The sequence below is a fragment of the Kutzneria buriramensis genome (assembly GCF_003387475.1).
GTDB classification, from domain to species: domain Bacteria; phylum Actinomycetota; class Actinomycetes; order Mycobacteriales; family Pseudonocardiaceae; genus Kutzneria; species Kutzneria buriramensis.
Genome location: NZ_QUNO01000007.1, coordinates 350,096 through 365,245 on the forward strand (window position 1 = coordinate 350,096; position 15,150 = coordinate 365,245).

Annotated in this window: 14 protein-coding genes; 11 read left to right on the top strand and 3 right to left on the bottom strand. The window is 70.2% G+C overall.

Going from position 1 to position 15,150, the window contains the following annotated elements; translation table 11 throughout:
* The first annotated feature begins 502 nt into the window (after positions 1–502).
* Together BCF44_RS55595 and BCF44_RS22355 are read left to right on the top strand one after the other, a co-directional pair.
* A complete protein-coding gene (locus tag BCF44_RS55595; protein WP_170217681.1) occupies positions 503–640 on the top strand; it encodes a hypothetical protein in 138 nt (45 codons plus the stop codon).
* Positions 641–771: 131 nt separating this feature from the next.
* Positions 772–1,143: a hypothetical protein gene (locus tag BCF44_RS22355; RefSeq protein ID WP_116176291.1), complete on the top strand. Its 372-nt coding sequence runs from the start codon at positions 772–774 to the stop codon at positions 1,141–1,143.
* Positions 1,144–1,216: 73 nt separating this feature from the next.
* On the opposite strand, the gene BCF44_RS22360 is transcribed toward BCF44_RS22355, so the two are convergent.
* The gene (locus tag BCF44_RS22360) at positions 1,217–2,140 is read right to left on the bottom strand and encodes a DUF4436 family protein (RefSeq protein WP_170217682.1); all 924 of its coding nucleotides are present in this window, start codon (positions 2,138–2,140) and stop codon (positions 1,217–1,219) included.
* 333 nt (positions 2,141–2,473) lie between these two features.
* On the opposite strand from BCF44_RS22360, the gene BCF44_RS54780 reads away from it, so the two are divergent.
* A complete protein-coding gene (locus BCF44_RS54780) occupies positions 2,474–2,845 on the top strand; it encodes a hypothetical protein (RefSeq protein WP_147328586.1) in 372 nt (123 codons plus the stop codon).
* A 534-nt stretch (positions 2,846–3,379) separates the two neighbouring features.
* Here the strand turns inward: BCF44_RS54780 and BCF44_RS22365 are convergent.
* The gene (locus BCF44_RS22365) at positions 3,380–4,036 is read right to left on the bottom strand and encodes a TetR/AcrR family transcriptional regulator (protein WP_116176293.1); all 657 of its coding nucleotides are present in this window, start codon (positions 4,034–4,036) and stop codon (positions 3,380–3,382) included.
* Between the two features lie 137 nt (positions 4,037–4,173).
* On the opposite strand from BCF44_RS22365, the gene BCF44_RS22370 reads away from it, so the two are divergent.
* From BCF44_RS22370 to BCF44_RS22405, 8 genes are all read left to right on the top strand, one after another.
* Positions 4,174–5,298, top strand: a complete 1,125-nt coding sequence (locus BCF44_RS22370) for a VOC family protein (RefSeq protein ID WP_246015405.1) — start codon at positions 4,174–4,176, stop codon at positions 5,296–5,298.
* Positions 5,295–6,230, top strand: coding sequence for a fumarylacetoacetate hydrolase family protein (locus tag BCF44_RS22375; protein ID WP_116176295.1), 936 nt, complete (start codon positions 5,295–5,297; stop codon positions 6,228–6,230). The genes BCF44_RS22370 and BCF44_RS22375 overlap by 4 nt, the downstream gene beginning before the upstream one ends.
* Positions 6,227–8,104: an acyl-CoA synthetase gene (locus BCF44_RS22380; RefSeq protein ID WP_116176296.1), complete on the top strand. Its 1,878-nt coding sequence runs from the start codon at positions 6,227–6,229 to the stop codon at positions 8,102–8,104. The genes BCF44_RS22375 and BCF44_RS22380 overlap by 4 nt, the downstream gene beginning before the upstream one ends.
* Positions 8,101–8,451: a DoxX family protein gene (locus BCF44_RS22385; protein WP_116176297.1), complete on the top strand. Its 351-nt coding sequence runs from the start codon at positions 8,101–8,103 to the stop codon at positions 8,449–8,451. Before BCF44_RS22380 ends, BCF44_RS22385 begins: the two co-directional genes overlap by 4 nt.
* Positions 8,448–9,923 (top strand): bifunctional 3-(3-hydroxy-phenyl)propionate/3-hydroxycinnamic acid hydroxylase MhpA, encoded by a 1,476-nt coding sequence (mhpA, locus tag BCF44_RS22390; RefSeq protein ID WP_342775629.1) that lies wholly within the window; start codon positions 8,448–8,450, stop codon positions 9,921–9,923. The genes BCF44_RS22385 and mhpA overlap by 4 nt, the downstream gene beginning before the upstream one ends.
* A gap of 18 nt (positions 9,924–9,941) precedes the next feature.
* Entirely contained in the window at positions 9,942–11,126 is a 1,185-nt protein-coding gene (locus BCF44_RS22395) for a cytochrome P450 (RefSeq protein WP_116176299.1), read from the top strand.
* A 14-nt stretch (positions 11,127–11,140) separates the two neighbouring features.
* Positions 11,141–11,338 (top strand): ferredoxin, encoded by a 198-nt coding sequence (locus BCF44_RS22400; RefSeq protein ID WP_116176300.1) that lies wholly within the window; start codon positions 11,141–11,143, stop codon positions 11,336–11,338.
* Positions 11,339–11,655: 317 nt separating this feature from the next.
* The gene (locus BCF44_RS22405; protein ID WP_147328587.1) at positions 11,656–12,099 is read left to right on the top strand and encodes a hypothetical protein; all 444 of its coding nucleotides are present in this window, start codon (positions 11,656–11,658) and stop codon (positions 12,097–12,099) included.
* Here the strand turns inward: BCF44_RS22405 and BCF44_RS22410 are convergent.
* Positions 12,083–15,091, bottom strand: coding sequence for an AfsR/SARP family transcriptional regulator (locus tag BCF44_RS22410; RefSeq protein ID WP_246015407.1), 3,009 nt, complete (start codon positions 15,089–15,091; stop codon positions 12,083–12,085). The genes BCF44_RS22405 and BCF44_RS22410 overlap by 17 nt on opposite strands.
* Positions 15,092–15,150 lie beyond the last annotated feature (59 nt).

Below are 15,150 nucleotides of genomic sequence, written 5' to 3' on the forward strand. Positions count from 1 at the left end.
TCCACAATGGCCTCCGAGGTGCTGGACCGTCACGTGAAGGCGGTCGACAACAGCATCGGCGGGTGGGCTGAACGAGTCCTCGACGCGTGCTGAGCGCTTCCTTGACGCGGTGGCATTGGCGATGTTCAGGCCGCGACCAGCGTGGAGTGGCTGTCCGACAACGGATACCGGGCGGCGGCGACGCCGGCTTCCGGCGGGCGAGCCGGCTCGCCGACCACGGCAGATCACCCCGGGCCGTGGTGCTCGTGGATACCTACGCCTCGCACGATCCCCACTTCCGCGACCCCGAACAGTTCGCGGCGTTCCTCGAACAACTCTGGTGCCGCCAGACTCCGGGAGCACCGTTCGAGGAGGCCAGACTGTCAGCTTTCGGCTGATACTTGCGCCTGCTGCTGGACGCGCCTGCGGCGGCTCTGCCGCCAACGCCACCGGCGCTGCTGATACGAGCGACCACCGCTCTCAGCGGAACCGCGGGACCGGCACCGACGGCGAGGTCCCTGTCGTGGACGTGCCGGGAACTCACTTCACCCTCCTGGACGAAGGTAATGTCGCTGGCGTCTTCGAGGCCATCGAGCAGTGGGTTGCCCGGCACGGATTGCTCGGTGGCACTTTCGTGGGAAATTTCACCGGCGGCGAGTGACCAGTCGAGACGGATTTGGTGGCGCTGGTCAGTCGTTGTTCACACTTTCACGCGAGCTATCCGGGTACCGTTCGGCGCGGCGAGTTCAAGGGATTCGCTGTTTTGTGGTTCATGTGTGCAAGGTGGGAGTGATGATGAAGGCTTTCCGGCGTTGGGTTGCGGCGGCGGGGCTTGCCGGCCTGCTGTCTGGTGTCACGCTCGTGGCCTCGGCGCAAGCCGCCTCGGCGTCCACCATCCAGCAGGGATGGATTCAGCTCTGCTCGCAGGGTGGATACGATTCCTATCTGGAGTTTCCGGCCTGGCATTCGGCCACGACGATCGTTCCTCAGAAGCAGTGCGACTGGTGGCCGGTCAACACTGGCGGTGCCACCATCCTGGTGGTGGCTCACGACGACAAGGGAACCTCGCTCGGGAGCTACTGGTACAACAGCAGCGGAGAAGGTCTCGGCATCGGTACGGAGTCGGATGTGAAGACCGGCTGGCGGTACGCCATCAACTGGTGACGTCGACCAGCGCATGATTCGGCCCCGGCTGAATTGCCGGGGCCGAATCATGTGCGCGTCGGGTGTCGCGAGGTCAGGGCCGATGACCGGCGACGAGCTCGGCGGAAGTCACCGGCGCCACTGGCTGGGCGGCGGCGCGTTCGTTGGCTCGCTCGGTGCGATAGCCCACCACCACCGTAGTGATCAGCGACAGGGAGATCAGTGCCTCGGCGATGAAGAAAGCGCTGAAGTCCACGACCGATCCGATCGGGGGCTGACCCGGCACCGCGTTGCGCAGGGGCACCAGGGCGAACAGCAACGCGCCCATGAAGCTCATCGACGGCCACAGCAGGCCCCGCTTGCCGCTAACCGCGAACCACGCGGCGATCACGGCCGCCAAGCTCAGCGACCACATGAACACCATGATGAAAAGCGCGAACACGAGCGTGCCGAACGAGCGGCTCGCCTGCGCGGTGAAAAGCACCACGTGCGGGTCGTCCGTCTTCTCAGCCGCGAAGTCGCCGAAGGCGAAGAACGAGTCCGCGGAGGCGAAGGTGACGTTGACCGGGATGGTCGCCTCGTCCTTTGTCTGTGCCGCGAAGCCGAACTCGGCCCGGTAGCCGTCGAAGGGATAGTCGGTGACCACGCCGTTGTTGAGTGGCACCTGCAGGTCCGTCGTGCTGGGGTTGCGGCCTGCCTTGAACGACATGGTGTCGCCTTTGGTGCCTGTGGTGGTGATGGTCAGGTCCTGCTTCGGGTAGCCGTTGGCGTCGGCCACCGTACCCTGCGGTTCGATATCGACCTGCGCGGACACGATTTGGCTCGACGGATCGACCTTCTGCACGAACACGCTGATGTTGAGACGGTCCTGGCTGGTTGTGTCGCCGAGTGTGACCGTCGTCTGGCTCCGCGCCCGCTCGATCAGGTAAACCGACAAGCTCGCGCCGGTGACGACCAACACCACAACCACGGCAAGGGCGATCCGCGCCCGCCCGGCGAGTCGGTGGATGAACGACAACGTCTCTCCTTGGGGATCAAGACATGGCCCGCCACGCCCGGACGGCGTGTGGACCGCGAACAGCCGGTGCATCATGGCGTAGTGGCACGTGATGACTAGTGAACGGATAAATCGGTCCATTCACATGTTGCTCAGTCAATGCGCTGCGCGAGTCGCATGTGAATGCTTCTGGCGGCAAATTCTCCAGAGTTGTCGATTCCTGTTCGCGTGTCGCGGCAGATGTGGAGCTGACCTCGAATTATTCTCCACCGCGACGGTAAGTGGATGTTCACAATCTGTACAGTATCCTCGTCTAGAATCGGCGAACTGGATGTTTGAAATTCGGGAGTGAGTATGTTCGCGGTGGGCAGGATGTCGGCGAGGGTGGGTGTGGCGGCGTCCCTCGGTGTGGTTATGGTGACGGCCGGAGTGTTCAGCGCTTCGGCGAGCGCCGGAACCAATGGTCAGCAGATCGAGGTCTGTAGCGGATTTTCGAACGTCGCGCACGTCGTCGTGAGTGGCACCAATCAGAGTGGAAGCTTTACGTCGGAGTGGCTTGACGCGTCAGGTGGCTGGTGTGTGACGACGTGGGGCTGGTGGTTCAAGAACGAGGTTTACGCGTCGTTCTTGGATGCTGGTTACAATCAGATCGCACACTGGGACTGCGGTTGGGTGCCGACATCATCCAACAACGATGTCTACGGGTGCTTTCGGTCGCAAAGCTGAGTTCATTCGTTCTCGACACTGACCGCTGTACGGCGCCGCGAACCGTGCCCACTGGGCGGCGCGACGCAGGCGGGGAAGCTGACGAATCGACAGGGTCGACAGCCGACACCTCCACGGGATTCGGTGTCCCGAACATCGCGCTTCGGATGTTGGCTCATGCCGACAATATTGCCGTCGTACGGTCTTTGCGCACGATCACACCGGTGGGATTCCCCCTGCCCGTGGTGCGTCGCCGGCCTCGGTGCCGATGCCGCAAGCCCGTGCAATGTCAACGATGGTTGCTCCGTCGGACGTGATGTTCCGCATGACGTTGCCAGCGCGAGGCGGGGGACACGTCGAAGCCTGATTCCCGCAGTTGCGGTACATCCGGAACGCGCAGGCGGCAGGTCGGGCCCGTCGACGTATGAGAGCGCTCCCATGTGTTGGCGGCCGGGCGTCGGTCGTCAATCGGCTGAGCGGAAGCCGTTGGCGGATCAGCACATCCGCGACGGCGGATGGAACGGCGGTGTACTTTTCTTCGAGGCGTGGCCGCGTTCAGGCGGCGGTGCCCGGCCCGGTCGCGGTGGTGTCGAGGGCGGGCAGTGGTCGGCTGCAGATCTCGTGGGCTTCGGCCGCGGTGAGGCCGAGCATGCGCAACAGGTCCTCTGTCACGCGGTCCGTTGCCGCGGCGTCGTCGCGCTCGGGTTGATGGTGTAGCAGGTGACCGAGGCCGAGGGCGGCCCCGGCGATCGTGACCATGGCGAGTTCGGTGTCGCCGACGGTGAAGCGGCCGGCGCGCACGGCGGCCTCGATGTCGCGGCGGGCGCGGGGAGCCAGCCCGCTCTCCGAGGTGGCGAGTTCGAGCCCGTAGTGCAGCAGGACCTTGCTGAGTTCCGGGTGTCTCCGGTGCAGGCGGCCGGTCAGCCGGAAGCTCTGCGCGAAGACCTGTGCCGGGTCGTCGAGGCCGGTGGTCAGCTCGTCCAGCAGGGCCCCGTGCGTGTCGAGGGCGTCCTCGACCGCGGCCTGGTAGAGCTGCTCCTTCGTCTCGAAGTGGTTGTAGAACGACCCCATCCCGACGTCCGCCGCCTGGGTGATCTCCAGGATCGGCACCGCGGTCTTGCCCTCCGCGATGAGCGCCTGGGCAGCTCGGATCAGGGCTGCGCGGGTGCGCGCCTTGCGCCGTTCCAGTCGGCTCGGAGCGTGCTCCGGCATCCGTGCTCCCGTCTGAGCTGGTCGGTCGCCGCATCATAGCCCATCGCGTCACTGTTGAGGAAATCGTCATAACCCCTTGCCTGATGACATGTTCGTAACTGACGATGTCGTCATCAACGTGGATGGAGGGAGCAGCCGTGGGAGATCCGCACAGCGGGCTGCACAGCGAGCGCGGCGCGCTCGCGGGCGAGCGCCCCGGCCGGGCCGCGAACCCGGTGATCAAGGTGCACGACCTGGCCTGGCTGGAGTTCGAGAAGCCGAACCTGACGCGGGCGGAGGTGTTCGCCCGGGCCTTCGGGTTCACCACCGTGCTCAGCACCAGGCACGAGCTGCACCTGCGGGGCACCGATGCCGGCGCGCCGTGCGTGCTCATCCGCAAGGGTCCTCGGTCGAAGTTCCTCGGGCCGGCGTTCCTGGCCGCAACTCCGGGCGACGTCCTGCGGCTGGCCGAAGCCACCGGGCGGCCGGTCGCCGCGTTGCCCGACGCGCTGGGCGGTGTCGTCGTCGACCTGGCCGACCCGAGCGGCCTGCGCGTCCGAGTCGTCTCGGACACCCATGAGCTGCCCGCGCTGCCGCCGCAGGACCCGCACGTGCTCAACCTCGGCCACGAGGTCCGGCGGGTCAACGCCACCCAGCGGCCGCCTCGGGCCCCGGCGCTGGTGCAGCGGCTGGGGCACGTCGTGCTGCAGACGACCCGCTACGGCGAGGCGCTGGACTGGTACCTGCGGCACCTCGGGTTGATCGTCAGCGACTTCCTGTACTACCCGGGGCAGCGCGAGCGCGGGCCGGTGATGAGCTTCATCCGGTGCGACCGCGGTGCCACCCCGGCCGACCACCACACGCTGGCCATGGTCCTCGGCCCGGCCGACCGCTACGTGCACTCCGCCTACCAGGTGGCCGACCTCGACGCGCTGGCCGCCGGCGGCGAGTACCTGCGCGAGCGCGGCTACCAGCACTCCTGGGGCATCGGGCGGCACATCGAGGGCAGCCAGCTGTTCGACTACTGGCGTGACCCGGACGGGTTCCTGGTCGAGCACTTCAGCGACGGCGACCTGTTCGACAACACCCTGGAACCCGGCTGGGCGCCGTTGACCGCCTCCGGGCTGGCCCAGTGGGGGCCACCAGCCACCGCCGACTTCCTCGGCGTCAAGCCGGGCAGGGAATCCCTGCGCGAACTGCGTGCGGTGTTCTCCGCGCTGCGCGGAGACAACGAATTCGACGCCCAGCGTCTGCTGGGCCTGCTGAAAGTGGCCCGCTCATGAGCCTGACCGTGCTGCGCACCGCCGACGCCTGGTACGTCGCCACCCCGTCGGGGGCGGCGAAGGTTTCCACGGCCGCGACGACGACCGCCGAACTGCTCGGCGACCGTGCCGCGATCAGCGCCGCGGCCGGCTCCGCGGACACCGTGCCGGTGGCGTCGCTCGACCTGGTCTCCCCGGTCACCGCGCCCTGCCGAGTGGTCGCCCAGATGACCAACTTCGCCTCGCACGTCATCGATGCCGGGATGGATCCGGAGACCGTGCCGTTGACGTTCTTCCGCAAGGCCTCCGGGTCGATCAGCGGCCCGTTCGACGACGTCGTCCGGCCGGCGCACGTGACGCTGCTCGACTACGAGGTGGAGATCGGCCTGGTCATCGGCCGGGAGATCCCGACCGGCACGGGGATCACCGCCCTTGGCGACTACGTCGCGGGTCTGGTGGTGACCAACGACGTGTCGGCCCGCGACATCCAGCTGCCCCAGACCCAGTTCTACGAGGCCAAGTCGTACCCGACGTTCACCCCGGTCGGGCCGGCCCTCGTGCTCCTGGACGCCGACGAGCTGACGCGGTTCGCCGACCTGCGGCTGCGGCTCTCGGTCAACGGTTCGGTGCGCCAGAACGCGGTCGTCGGCGACGACATGATCTACCGCCCACTCGAAGCCCTGCGGGCCTTGACGCGGTTCCAGCGGCTGGATCCCGGCGATCTGGTGCTGACCGGGACCCCGGCCGGCACCGCGCTGTCCGCACCGCCGAAGGTCGTCGAGAAGATCGCCGCGCTGCTGCCTCCGGCACTGAAGTGGAAGCTGTTCTTCAAGGGCCAGGCGAAGAACGCGAAGTACCTGGCCGATGGCGACGTCGTCGAGGCGACAGTCGCCACCGACGACGGTGCCCTCGATCTCGGCACCCAGCGCACGGTCGTGAGGTACCGGCGATGACCGGCGCCTCCCTGTGGCCACGCTACGCCGAACCGGCCGATCTGGCGGCGATCGAGGCGGTCCCGCTCGCCGAACGGAACCTGCCGGAGTCGACGTACACCTTGCTCGGGCGCGCCGCCGCGCGGTGGCCGGACCGTCCGGCCACCACTGTGCTGCCCGCCGCCGCGCGGTGGCGCGAACCGGTCCGGCGCACCTTCGCCGAGCTGCTCGCTGACGTCCATCGCTACGCGAACCTGCTGCGGGAACTCGGGATCCGGCGTGGCGACGCGGTCGCCCTGATGGCGCCGAACTGCGCCGACCTGGTCCCGGCGACCCTGGCCGCCCAGCTCGCCGGGATCTCGGTCCCGCTCAACGGCGCCCTGTCCCGCGACCACCTCGCCGAACTGCTCCGCCTCTCAGGCGCACGCGTGCTGATCACCGCCGGCCCGGAACTCGCGCCGGAGATCTGGGATACCGCAAAGGGGTTTGCTCCACAGCTGGACGCGCTTCTCGTGCTGCGACCGACCGGCGCGGCAGGCGAACCCGCCGTGCTGCCCGCCATCGACAGCGTGCGCGTGGGCTACCTCGCCGACCTCGCTGCCGACCACGACGCCTCCGACTTCGACGGTGAACCACCGGCGGCGTCGGATCTGGCCGCGCTGTTCCACACCGGAGGCACCACCGGGGCGCCGAAACTGGCCGCGCACACGCACGCCAACGAGGTCGCCGACGCGTGGATGATCGCGGCGAACTCGCTGCTCGACGTCGGCTCGGTGATCTTCGCGGCGCTGCCGCTGTTCCACGTCAACGCGTTGGTGGTCACGATGCTCGCGCCGTTGTTCAAGGGCCAGCACGCGGTGTGGGCCGGCCCACTCGGCTACCGCGAGCCCGCCTTGTACGGGCAGTTCTGGAAGATCGTTGCGGAACACCGGATCGCCGCGATGAGCGCCGTGCCGACCGTGTACTCGGTCCTCGCGCAGTGCCCGGTCGACGCTGACATCTCCAGCCTGCGTCACGCCATGGTCGGCGCCTCGCCGCTGCCCGCGGCCGTGCGGGAGGGTTTCCAGGCCCGCACCGGCGTCACGCTGGTCGAGGGGTATGGGCTGACCGAAGCCACCTGCGCCAGTGCCCGCAGCTTCCCCGACGACCCGCGTCCTGGCACCGTCGGCCAGCGCCTGCCCTACCAGCGGATGAAGGTCGTCCACCCGGACACGGGGGACGAGCTGCCCCGCGGCGAGACCGGCGTGCTGGCCATCAGCGGCCCCACCGTGTTCCCCGGCTACGTCGTCGGACGGGACGGAGACGGGTACGTCCTGGACGGCCTCGGCAAACTCCGCGGCGGCTGGCTGGACACCGGCGATCTGGCCCGGCTCGATGCCGACGGGTTCGTGTCCCTGGCCGGCCGGGTCAAGGACCTGATCATCCGCGGCGGGCACAACATCGACCCGGCGATGATCGAGGACACCCTGCTGGATCACCCCGAGGTCACCGCGGCCGGCGCGGTCGGCCGCCCCGACGAGCACTCCGGCGAGGTGCCGGTCGCCTACGTGACCCTCACTCCCGGCGCCACGGCGACGGAGGCGGACCTGCTCGCCTGGGCCGCCGGTCGCGTTCCCGAGCGCGCCGCCGCCCCGAAGGCGGTCACCGTGCTCGACGCGCTGCCCGTGACCGACGTCGGCAAGCCCTACAAGCTCGCCCTGCGCGCCGACGCCGCCCGCCGAGCGATCGCCGAGGCGCTCGCCCCGTTTGACGGGGTGACCGTCGACGGGGTGATCGAAGACGGGACCGTGGTCGCCATCGTCACGCTCGCGTCCGAAGTGGACGAAACCAAGGTGACATCCACCCTCTCCCGCTACACCGTTCCCCTTCGCCTGACGTACGAAGGACACCCATGACCGCCTTGATCGTGCTGGCCGTCCTCGTGGCGGTCATCTTCCTCCTCTTCGGCGCGGCCAAGCTGTTCGCGCTCGCGCCCATGCGGGAACGCGCTGCGCACGCCGGGTTCTCGGTCGGCGCCTACCGCGTCATCGGCGCGCTGGAGATCGCCGGAGCCGCCGGGCTCCTGCTCGGCTTGGCCGTGCCGGTGCTCGGTTTCCTGGCCGGTGTCGGCCTGCTCCTGCTGCTGGCCGGCGCCCTCGTCACGCACGTGCGCAACCGGGACCGTGGCTCCGATCTCGTGCCGGCGCTGGGCTGCGCGGCGCTCGTCGTCGGCTACCTCGTGGTCCTCGGGGTGTCGGCGTGAAAGTGCCTGTCGTCATCGTCGGTGCGGGCCCGACCGGGCTGACCGCCGCAGCCCTGCTCGGCCGGCGCGGCGTCGAGTGCCTGGTGCTCGAGCGGTGGGAGTCGGTCTACCCGCAGCCCCGGGCGGTGCACCTGGACGACGAGATCTGCCGCATCCTCGGACGGCTCGGGCTGGCCGGCGAATTCGCCGCCATGTCATGGCCCTGCCACGGGCTGCGGCTGCTCGACCCGGACCTGCGGGTGCTGGCCGAGTTCCACCGTTCTCCGGGCGCCGGGTGCCACGGCTACCCGGAGGCGAACATGTTCGACCAACCCGACCTGGAACACCTGCTCCGTGCCCACCTTGAGGCGGTCGGCGCGGTCACCCTGCGCGGCAGCACCGAGGTCACCGGTATCCGGCAGGACAGGACCGGCGTGCGGGTCGAGGTGACCGACCGCGGCACCGGTGCGCGGGAGACGATCCACGCGGACTACGTGCTGGGTTGCGACGGCGCCAACAGCCTCGTCAGGTCGGCGATCGGCGCGACGATGGCGGACCTGAAGTTCGAGCAGCGCTGGCTCGTGGTGGACGTCGCCACCACCGCCGACCTCGGCCAGTGGGAAGGCGTGCACCAGGTCTGCGACCCGGCCCGCGCCGCGACCTACATGCGCATCGGGAAAACCCGCTACCGCTGGGAATTTCGGCTGCTGCCGGGGGAGGCTGCCGACGACTTCGGCGACCTCGACCGGCTGCACCCGCTGATCACGCCGTGGACGCGGGACATCCCGCCCGGCGACCTGGAGATCGTCCGGGTCGCCGAGTACACCTTCCGCGCGCGGATCGCGGACCGGTGGCGCGACCGCAGGGTGTTCCTGCTCGGCGACGCCGCCCACCTCACCCCGCCGTTCATCGGGCAGGGCATGGGAGCCGGCCTGCGCGACGCGGCCAATCTCGCCTGGAAACTCGCCGGCGTCCTCGACGGGAACCTGCCCGCGAACGCGCTCGACACCTACGAGGCCGAACGCAAGCCGCACGCCCGCGCCATGATCCGGCGAGCCGTGCTGATCGGCAAGGCCATGACCGAAGGCGGCCGGTTCGGCGACCTCATCCGCCGGGTGGTCGCACCGCGCCTGAACGGCCGCGCCCTCGACAGCGCGACACCCGCACTGCACCGCTCGGCCTTGGTCACGCGGCCTCGCTTCCGGCGGTCCCTTGCGGGCCGGCTGTGCCCCAACGTCCTTCTCGACGCCGGAACCCGCTTCGACGACGAGGTCGGAGGCCGCTTCGCCGTCGTCACGGCAGACATCCCGTCGGACCGCGAGCGCGCGATCATCGAGGAGCGCGGCGCGGTCCTCGTCACCACCCGGCAGTCCGGCGAGCTGCACCGATGGCTCCGGGCCGGGGCCGCCATCGTCCGTCCGGACGGCACGGTGCTGAGCACGAGCAACAGCCTCTCCCAGATCCTGCCGAGGTTCACCGCGGACCTTCGCTGAACGTGACAAGGAGCAACGATGCGCCGACGCCACGAAGTGCCGGTGTACCGGCCGGACATCTATTCGCCGCAAGCGATCCTGGACCCGTACCCGCATTACGCGAAGCTGCGCGAACTCGGCCCCGTGGTGTGGCTGCCCCGGCGCAAGGTCTACGCGCTGCCCCGCTACGCTGAATGCAAGGCCGTGCTGCTGGACGACAAGACCTTCGTCTCCGGTGACGGCGTCGCGCTCAATCCCGTCACCAACCGGCTTTCCCGCGGCACGACCCTCAACAGCGACGGCGAAGACCACGCCGCCCGCCGTGCCCGGGTCGCCAACCGGCTCACGCCCCGGGCGCTGCGCGCGATGACGGACGTCGTGGAACGCCAGGCGGCCGAAATCGTCGACACCGCACTCGAGCGGTGCACCGTCGACGGCGTCGAGGTCGCGGCCGCGCTGCCCATGTCGGTGGTCCCCGACCTCGTCGGGTGGCCGGAGGAAGGACGCGAGCACCTCCTCCGCTGGGGCGCGGCCACCTTCGACGTCCTCGGCCCCCTGAACGGCCAGGCGATCCAGGCGATACCAGACGGCCTCGGAATGATGCGGTTCGCGCACACCGTCGCGAAGCGGCGGAAGGTCCTGCCGGGCAGCATGGGCGACGACCTGCTGCGCGCGGCCGACGCGGGCGAACTCGCCCACGCCGAGTGCCCCGCGCTGATGATCGACTACCTGGCGCCGTCCCTGGACACCACCCTCAGCGCGATCGCGAGCGCCCTGCACCTGTTCGCCACCCACCCCGGCCAGTGGCAGCTCCTCAAGGACGACCCCGGCCTGATCCCCAACGCGGTCAACGAGGTCGTCCGGTTCGAGTCCCCGTTGCGCGCCTTCAGCCGCAAGGTCGCGCGCGACACCGAGATAGCCGGCACCGCGCTGCCCGCGGGCGCACGCGCCCTCGTCCTCTACGCCTCCGCCAACCGCGACGCGCTGAAGTGGGACGACCCCGACACCTTCGACATCCGCCGGAACGCCGCCCACCAGCTCGGTTTCGGGCACGGCACGCACGGCTGCGCCGGGCAGGGCCTCGCCCGCCTGGAAACCCAGGCGATGCTGCGTGCCCTCGTCGCCCGCGTCGACCGGATCGAGCCGGCCGGGCCACCCGAATGGGCGCGGAACAACATCATCCACCGCCTCGGGCGGCTCCCGATCGAACTCATCCCGGCCTGATTAGGGGACACCCGGTGAAGATCTCCGCCGACTACGACCGCTGCGAAGGCCACGGCCTGTGCGCCGAACAGGCTCCCGCGATCTTCGAACTCGACGACGATGCCGAACTCGTCCACCACTTCGACGGCAGCGACATCCCGCCGGAGCAACTCGCCGCCGCACGGGCCGCCGTCACCGCCTGCCCGGTCGCCGCGCTGCGGGAGCTCCCGTGACACCACCGCGCTCGATCGTCGTCGCTGGCGAGAGCACCGCCGGCATCACCGCGGTGAGGGACCTCCGGGAACTGGGCCACGCCGGTCCGACCACCGTAATCGGTGCGGAAACTGCGGCGCCTACGCCCGGCATCCGCTGTCCAAGGCCGTACTCAAGGACCACCGTTCCGACAGCTCGCTCGGCTACCGGCTCGACGGTGTACGTGCCGAAAACTACGTCCGTGCAGGTCAGCGGTCGTTGAGAAGTCCTGCGCTGGTCCTGATCTCGAAACGCGAGCCACAACCGGTTCACAAGCGGCCTGCCCTAGGAATGACCGATGAGGTTATTGCGAACACTCGTCGCGATGGCGGCGTTGGTGTGGGGCATGGCGGCGCCGTCACCAGGGGACACCGGCCAGCCGTCGCCGTGCGACCCCCAGAAGGCCAACTGCATTCCGGACCTGCAGCCGAACAGCGAACCAATCTGCTACCTGCCGGCCGACCGGTGCCCGGTCACCTTCGAGAACCTGACCGGACCGGTGCAGCAACCCGTGGAGGTGCACTTCAAGGCGGTGCCGCTGGGCCAGATGGCATTCGACTTCGTCCCGGAGCTCGACGGCGTGGCGGTCATCCAACCCGGCAAGACCACGGGGGAGTCGATCGTCTGGTTGGTGGCGAACCCACCGCTGCCGAAGGAGGAGTTCACGCTGGAGATCACGGCGGTGTCCGCCGGCAAGATCGCGGTCCCACGGGTCCGGAAGCTGATCACCCGGCGCGGGTAGTCAGCTGGTCTGCCTCGGTCGTCGCGTTGGCCTGCCGGTACAGCGCGGCGGCGCGGTCCCAGTGCTCGGCGGCGTCGGCCGGCCGGCCGCATCGCGCCTCCAGATCGCCGAGGTCGCGGTGCAGGTGCGCCTGCTCGTAGGCGTCCGGCACCGTGGCGCGCACGGCCATCGCGAGATCGAAATGGGTTCGCGCGGCGTCCAGGTCACCGGCGGCGAGGTGGGTTCGCCCGAGATGGCTCAGCGCGGACGCCTCGCCGTGCCGGTTGTGCAGCTCCCGGGCGATCCCCAGCGCCCGCTCGAACTGCGCCAGCGCCGTGTCCAGGTCCCCGAGCCCGAGATGGGCCCGGCCGGAGTCCAGGGTGGACCCCCACTCCAGCCAGCGGTCGCCGCAGGCGCGGCTCACCGCAAGCGCCTCGCCGAAGTGGGCCAGGGCGTTGCGGTGGTCGCCGAGTTGCAGCTCGGCTTCGCCGAGCGCGTCCAGCGTGCCCGCTTCGAGACGGGCGTTTCCGAGTTCCCGGAACATCGGCAGCGCGAGGGAGAGCGGCTCGAGGCCGTCGGCCGCACGACCCATCCGGACCAGCGTGTGCCCGAGGTTACGGAGGGAAAGCGCATGCCCGAACCGGTTGCGGGCAGCTGACGACCGGTCGACGGCCAGGCGGTGCGCGGCGATCGCCTCGTCGAACCGGCGCATCTCCGAGTAGGCGTTCGCGAGGTTGTTGTGCACGTGGCCCTCGCCGGTGACATCGCCGGCGGCCTTGGCCGCGCGCAGCGCCGACTCGCCCACCGCCACGGCGTTGCCCAGCCTGCGGGTCATGAAGTACGCCACCCCGAGCGCTCGCAGCATCTCCGCCTCGGCCGCCGGGTCGCCCGCCTCGGTGGCCGCCGCGGCACCTTGCCGGCAGAGCTCGACCCGATCCTGCCAGTGCCCGGTGCTGTCGTAGAAGCTGGTCAGCAGGTAGGTGAGCTGCCACGCGGCGACCGGCCTGCCGGTCTGCCGCGCGTAGCGCACCACCGCCGTCAAGTTCTCCCGTTCCGCGCCGAGGAAGGCGAGTGCGGCGCGCCGGTCGGCGCCGAACGGGACCTCGGGCGGCGGGTGCCGAAGCACCGGCGTGACCCGGTCGCGGCTGGGGTCAACCAGCCGGTTCGCCTCGGCGGCCACGGTCAGGTACCAGTCGACGAGCCGCTCGCCGGCCGCGGTCCGCACGGCTGCGGGCTCGTCGGCTTCCGCGCGGTGTCGAGCGAAGTCGCGCACCAGGTCGTGGAACCGGAACCGCTCGTCGCCGGCCGCGGTGACCAGGTGGGCCGCCGACAGCTCGGCGAGCACCGCCCGGCCGACGGGCGTCGGCACGCCGGAGACGGCCGCGCTGAGCCAGGTGCTGAACGACACTCCCGGCAACAGCCCGAGCAGTCGAAACGTTGTCGCCTGCTCGGCCGCGAGTGGCAGATACGCGCTCGCCAGCACCGCCCGCACGGTGCGGGTGTCTCCTTCCACCGCGAGGCCGTCCAGCCGGTCGCCGCCGGCCAGCTCCGCGGCGGACTCCGCGATCGTCCGGTCCGGGTCGACGGCCAGCCGGGCGGCTGCGATCCGCAGCGCCAGCGGCATCCCGCCGCACAACCGCGCCAGCCGCGCGGCCGGCCCGGACTCGCGGTGGACTCGTTGCGGGCCAAGGACTCTGGACAGCAACGCGGTCGACTCGCCATGGTCCAGCGGGCTGAGCGGGACCTGATGCACGGCGTGCCGGGCGCCGAGCGCGGCCAGCGTCAGCCGGCTGGTGATCACCAGCAGGCTTCGGCCGGTGCCTGGCACCAGCGGCAGCACCTGCTTCACGCCTCCCGCGTCGTCGGCGACGACGACGCATCGCCTGACGTGCAACAGGGACCGGTACAGGGCAGCGCGCTCGGCGAGCTCGGCCGGGATGCTCGCGTCCGGCACGTCGAGGCCGCGCAGCAGGTGGGCGAGCGCCTCGGCGGCCGGCATGGACAGCTCCGGATCGTGCCCGTGCAGATCGAGGAAGAGCTGGCCGTCCGGAAAACGGTCGACGATCCGGTGCACCCATTCCAGGGCCAGCGCGGTCTTGCCCATCCCGGCGGCGCCGGAGACCGCCACGACCGGCTGCTCGCCGACGGGTTCGTCCAACAGCCGGTCGAGTGCCTTGAGCTCGGCGTCCCGGCCGGTGAAATGCCCGACCCGCGCGGGGATCTGCGCCGGCACGGCGCTGGCGCGGGCCGAGTCCAGGCTCGGATCCCGGCGCAGGATCAAGGTGTGCAGGGTGGCCAGCTCGGGTCCCGGGTCGGCGCCGAACTCGTCGGCCAACCGGCGCCGCAGCCGCTGAAACGCCGCGAGCGCGTCGGCGTGCCGGCCGCAGCGGTACAGCGCCGTCATGTGCAGCCCGACCAAGCGTTCACGCATCGGGTGCGCGGCGAGCAGCCGGGGTAGCTCGAGCACCGCCTCCGCGTGCTTTCCCAGTCGCAGCTCGGCTTCCCACAGATCCTCCATTGCGGACAGTCGCAGCTCGTGCAGCCGGTCCACCTCTCGCCGGCCCCACCCGGCGAGGTCGGCGTCGGCGAACGCGTCGCCTTGCCACAGCGCCAGTGCCTCGCGCAGCGCCGCCGCGGCGCGCTCCGCGCCGCCACTGGCCAGGTCGGCCAGGGCGGTGCGCACCAGCGCATCGAACCGGTGCGCGTCCACCATGGCCGGATCGACCATGAGCGTGTAGCCGGGCCCGTTGGTCACCAGGACCGGCGCGAACCCGGATCCGGCGAGAGCCTGCCGAATTCGCGCGACGTGGCTGTGCAGCGTCTTGACCGCGGTGCGTGGCGGGTCCTCGCCCCACAGCAGGTCGATCAGCCGGGAGACGGACAGCACTGTTCCGGCGTGCAGGGCGAGCATGCCGAGGACGGCCCGCTGCCGGGCGCCGTGCAGCTGCGCCGCAGCGTCCGGACCGAGGGCACGGACCGGACCGAGCACGCGCAGCTCGCAGCGCTTGCGCACCCCGACTCCTTCCCCCGGGCCAGGCCTCGCACCGAGCGTAACCTCGCGCAATTGCGACG

Coding starts and splice junctions, on each gene's coding strand:
- BCF44_RS22355 (WP_116176291.1), top strand. CDS start 772: ATGATGAAGGCTTTCCGGCGTTGGGTTGCGGCGGCGGGGCTTGCCGGC.
- BCF44_RS54780 (WP_147328586.1), top strand. CDS start 2,474: ATGTTCGCGGTGGGCAGGATGTCGGCGAGGGTGGGTGTGGCGGCGTCC.
- BCF44_RS22365 (WP_116176293.1), bottom strand. CDS start 4,036: ATGCCGGAGCACGCTCCGAGCCGACTGGAACGGCGCAAGGCGCGCACC.
- BCF44_RS22375 (WP_116176295.1), top strand. CDS start 5,295: ATGAGCCTGACCGTGCTGCGCACCGCCGACGCCTGGTACGTCGCCACC.
- BCF44_RS22380 (WP_116176296.1), top strand. CDS start 6,227: ATGACCGGCGCCTCCCTGTGGCCACGCTACGCCGAACCGGCCGATCTG.
- BCF44_RS22385 (WP_116176297.1), top strand. CDS start 8,101: ATGACCGCCTTGATCGTGCTGGCCGTCCTCGTGGCGGTCATCTTCCTC.
- BCF44_RS22395 (WP_116176299.1), top strand. CDS start 9,942: ATGCGCCGACGCCACGAAGTGCCGGTGTACCGGCCGGACATCTATTCG.
- BCF44_RS22405 (WP_147328587.1), top strand. CDS start 11,656: ATGAGGTTATTGCGAACACTCGTCGCGATGGCGGCGTTGGTGTGGGGC.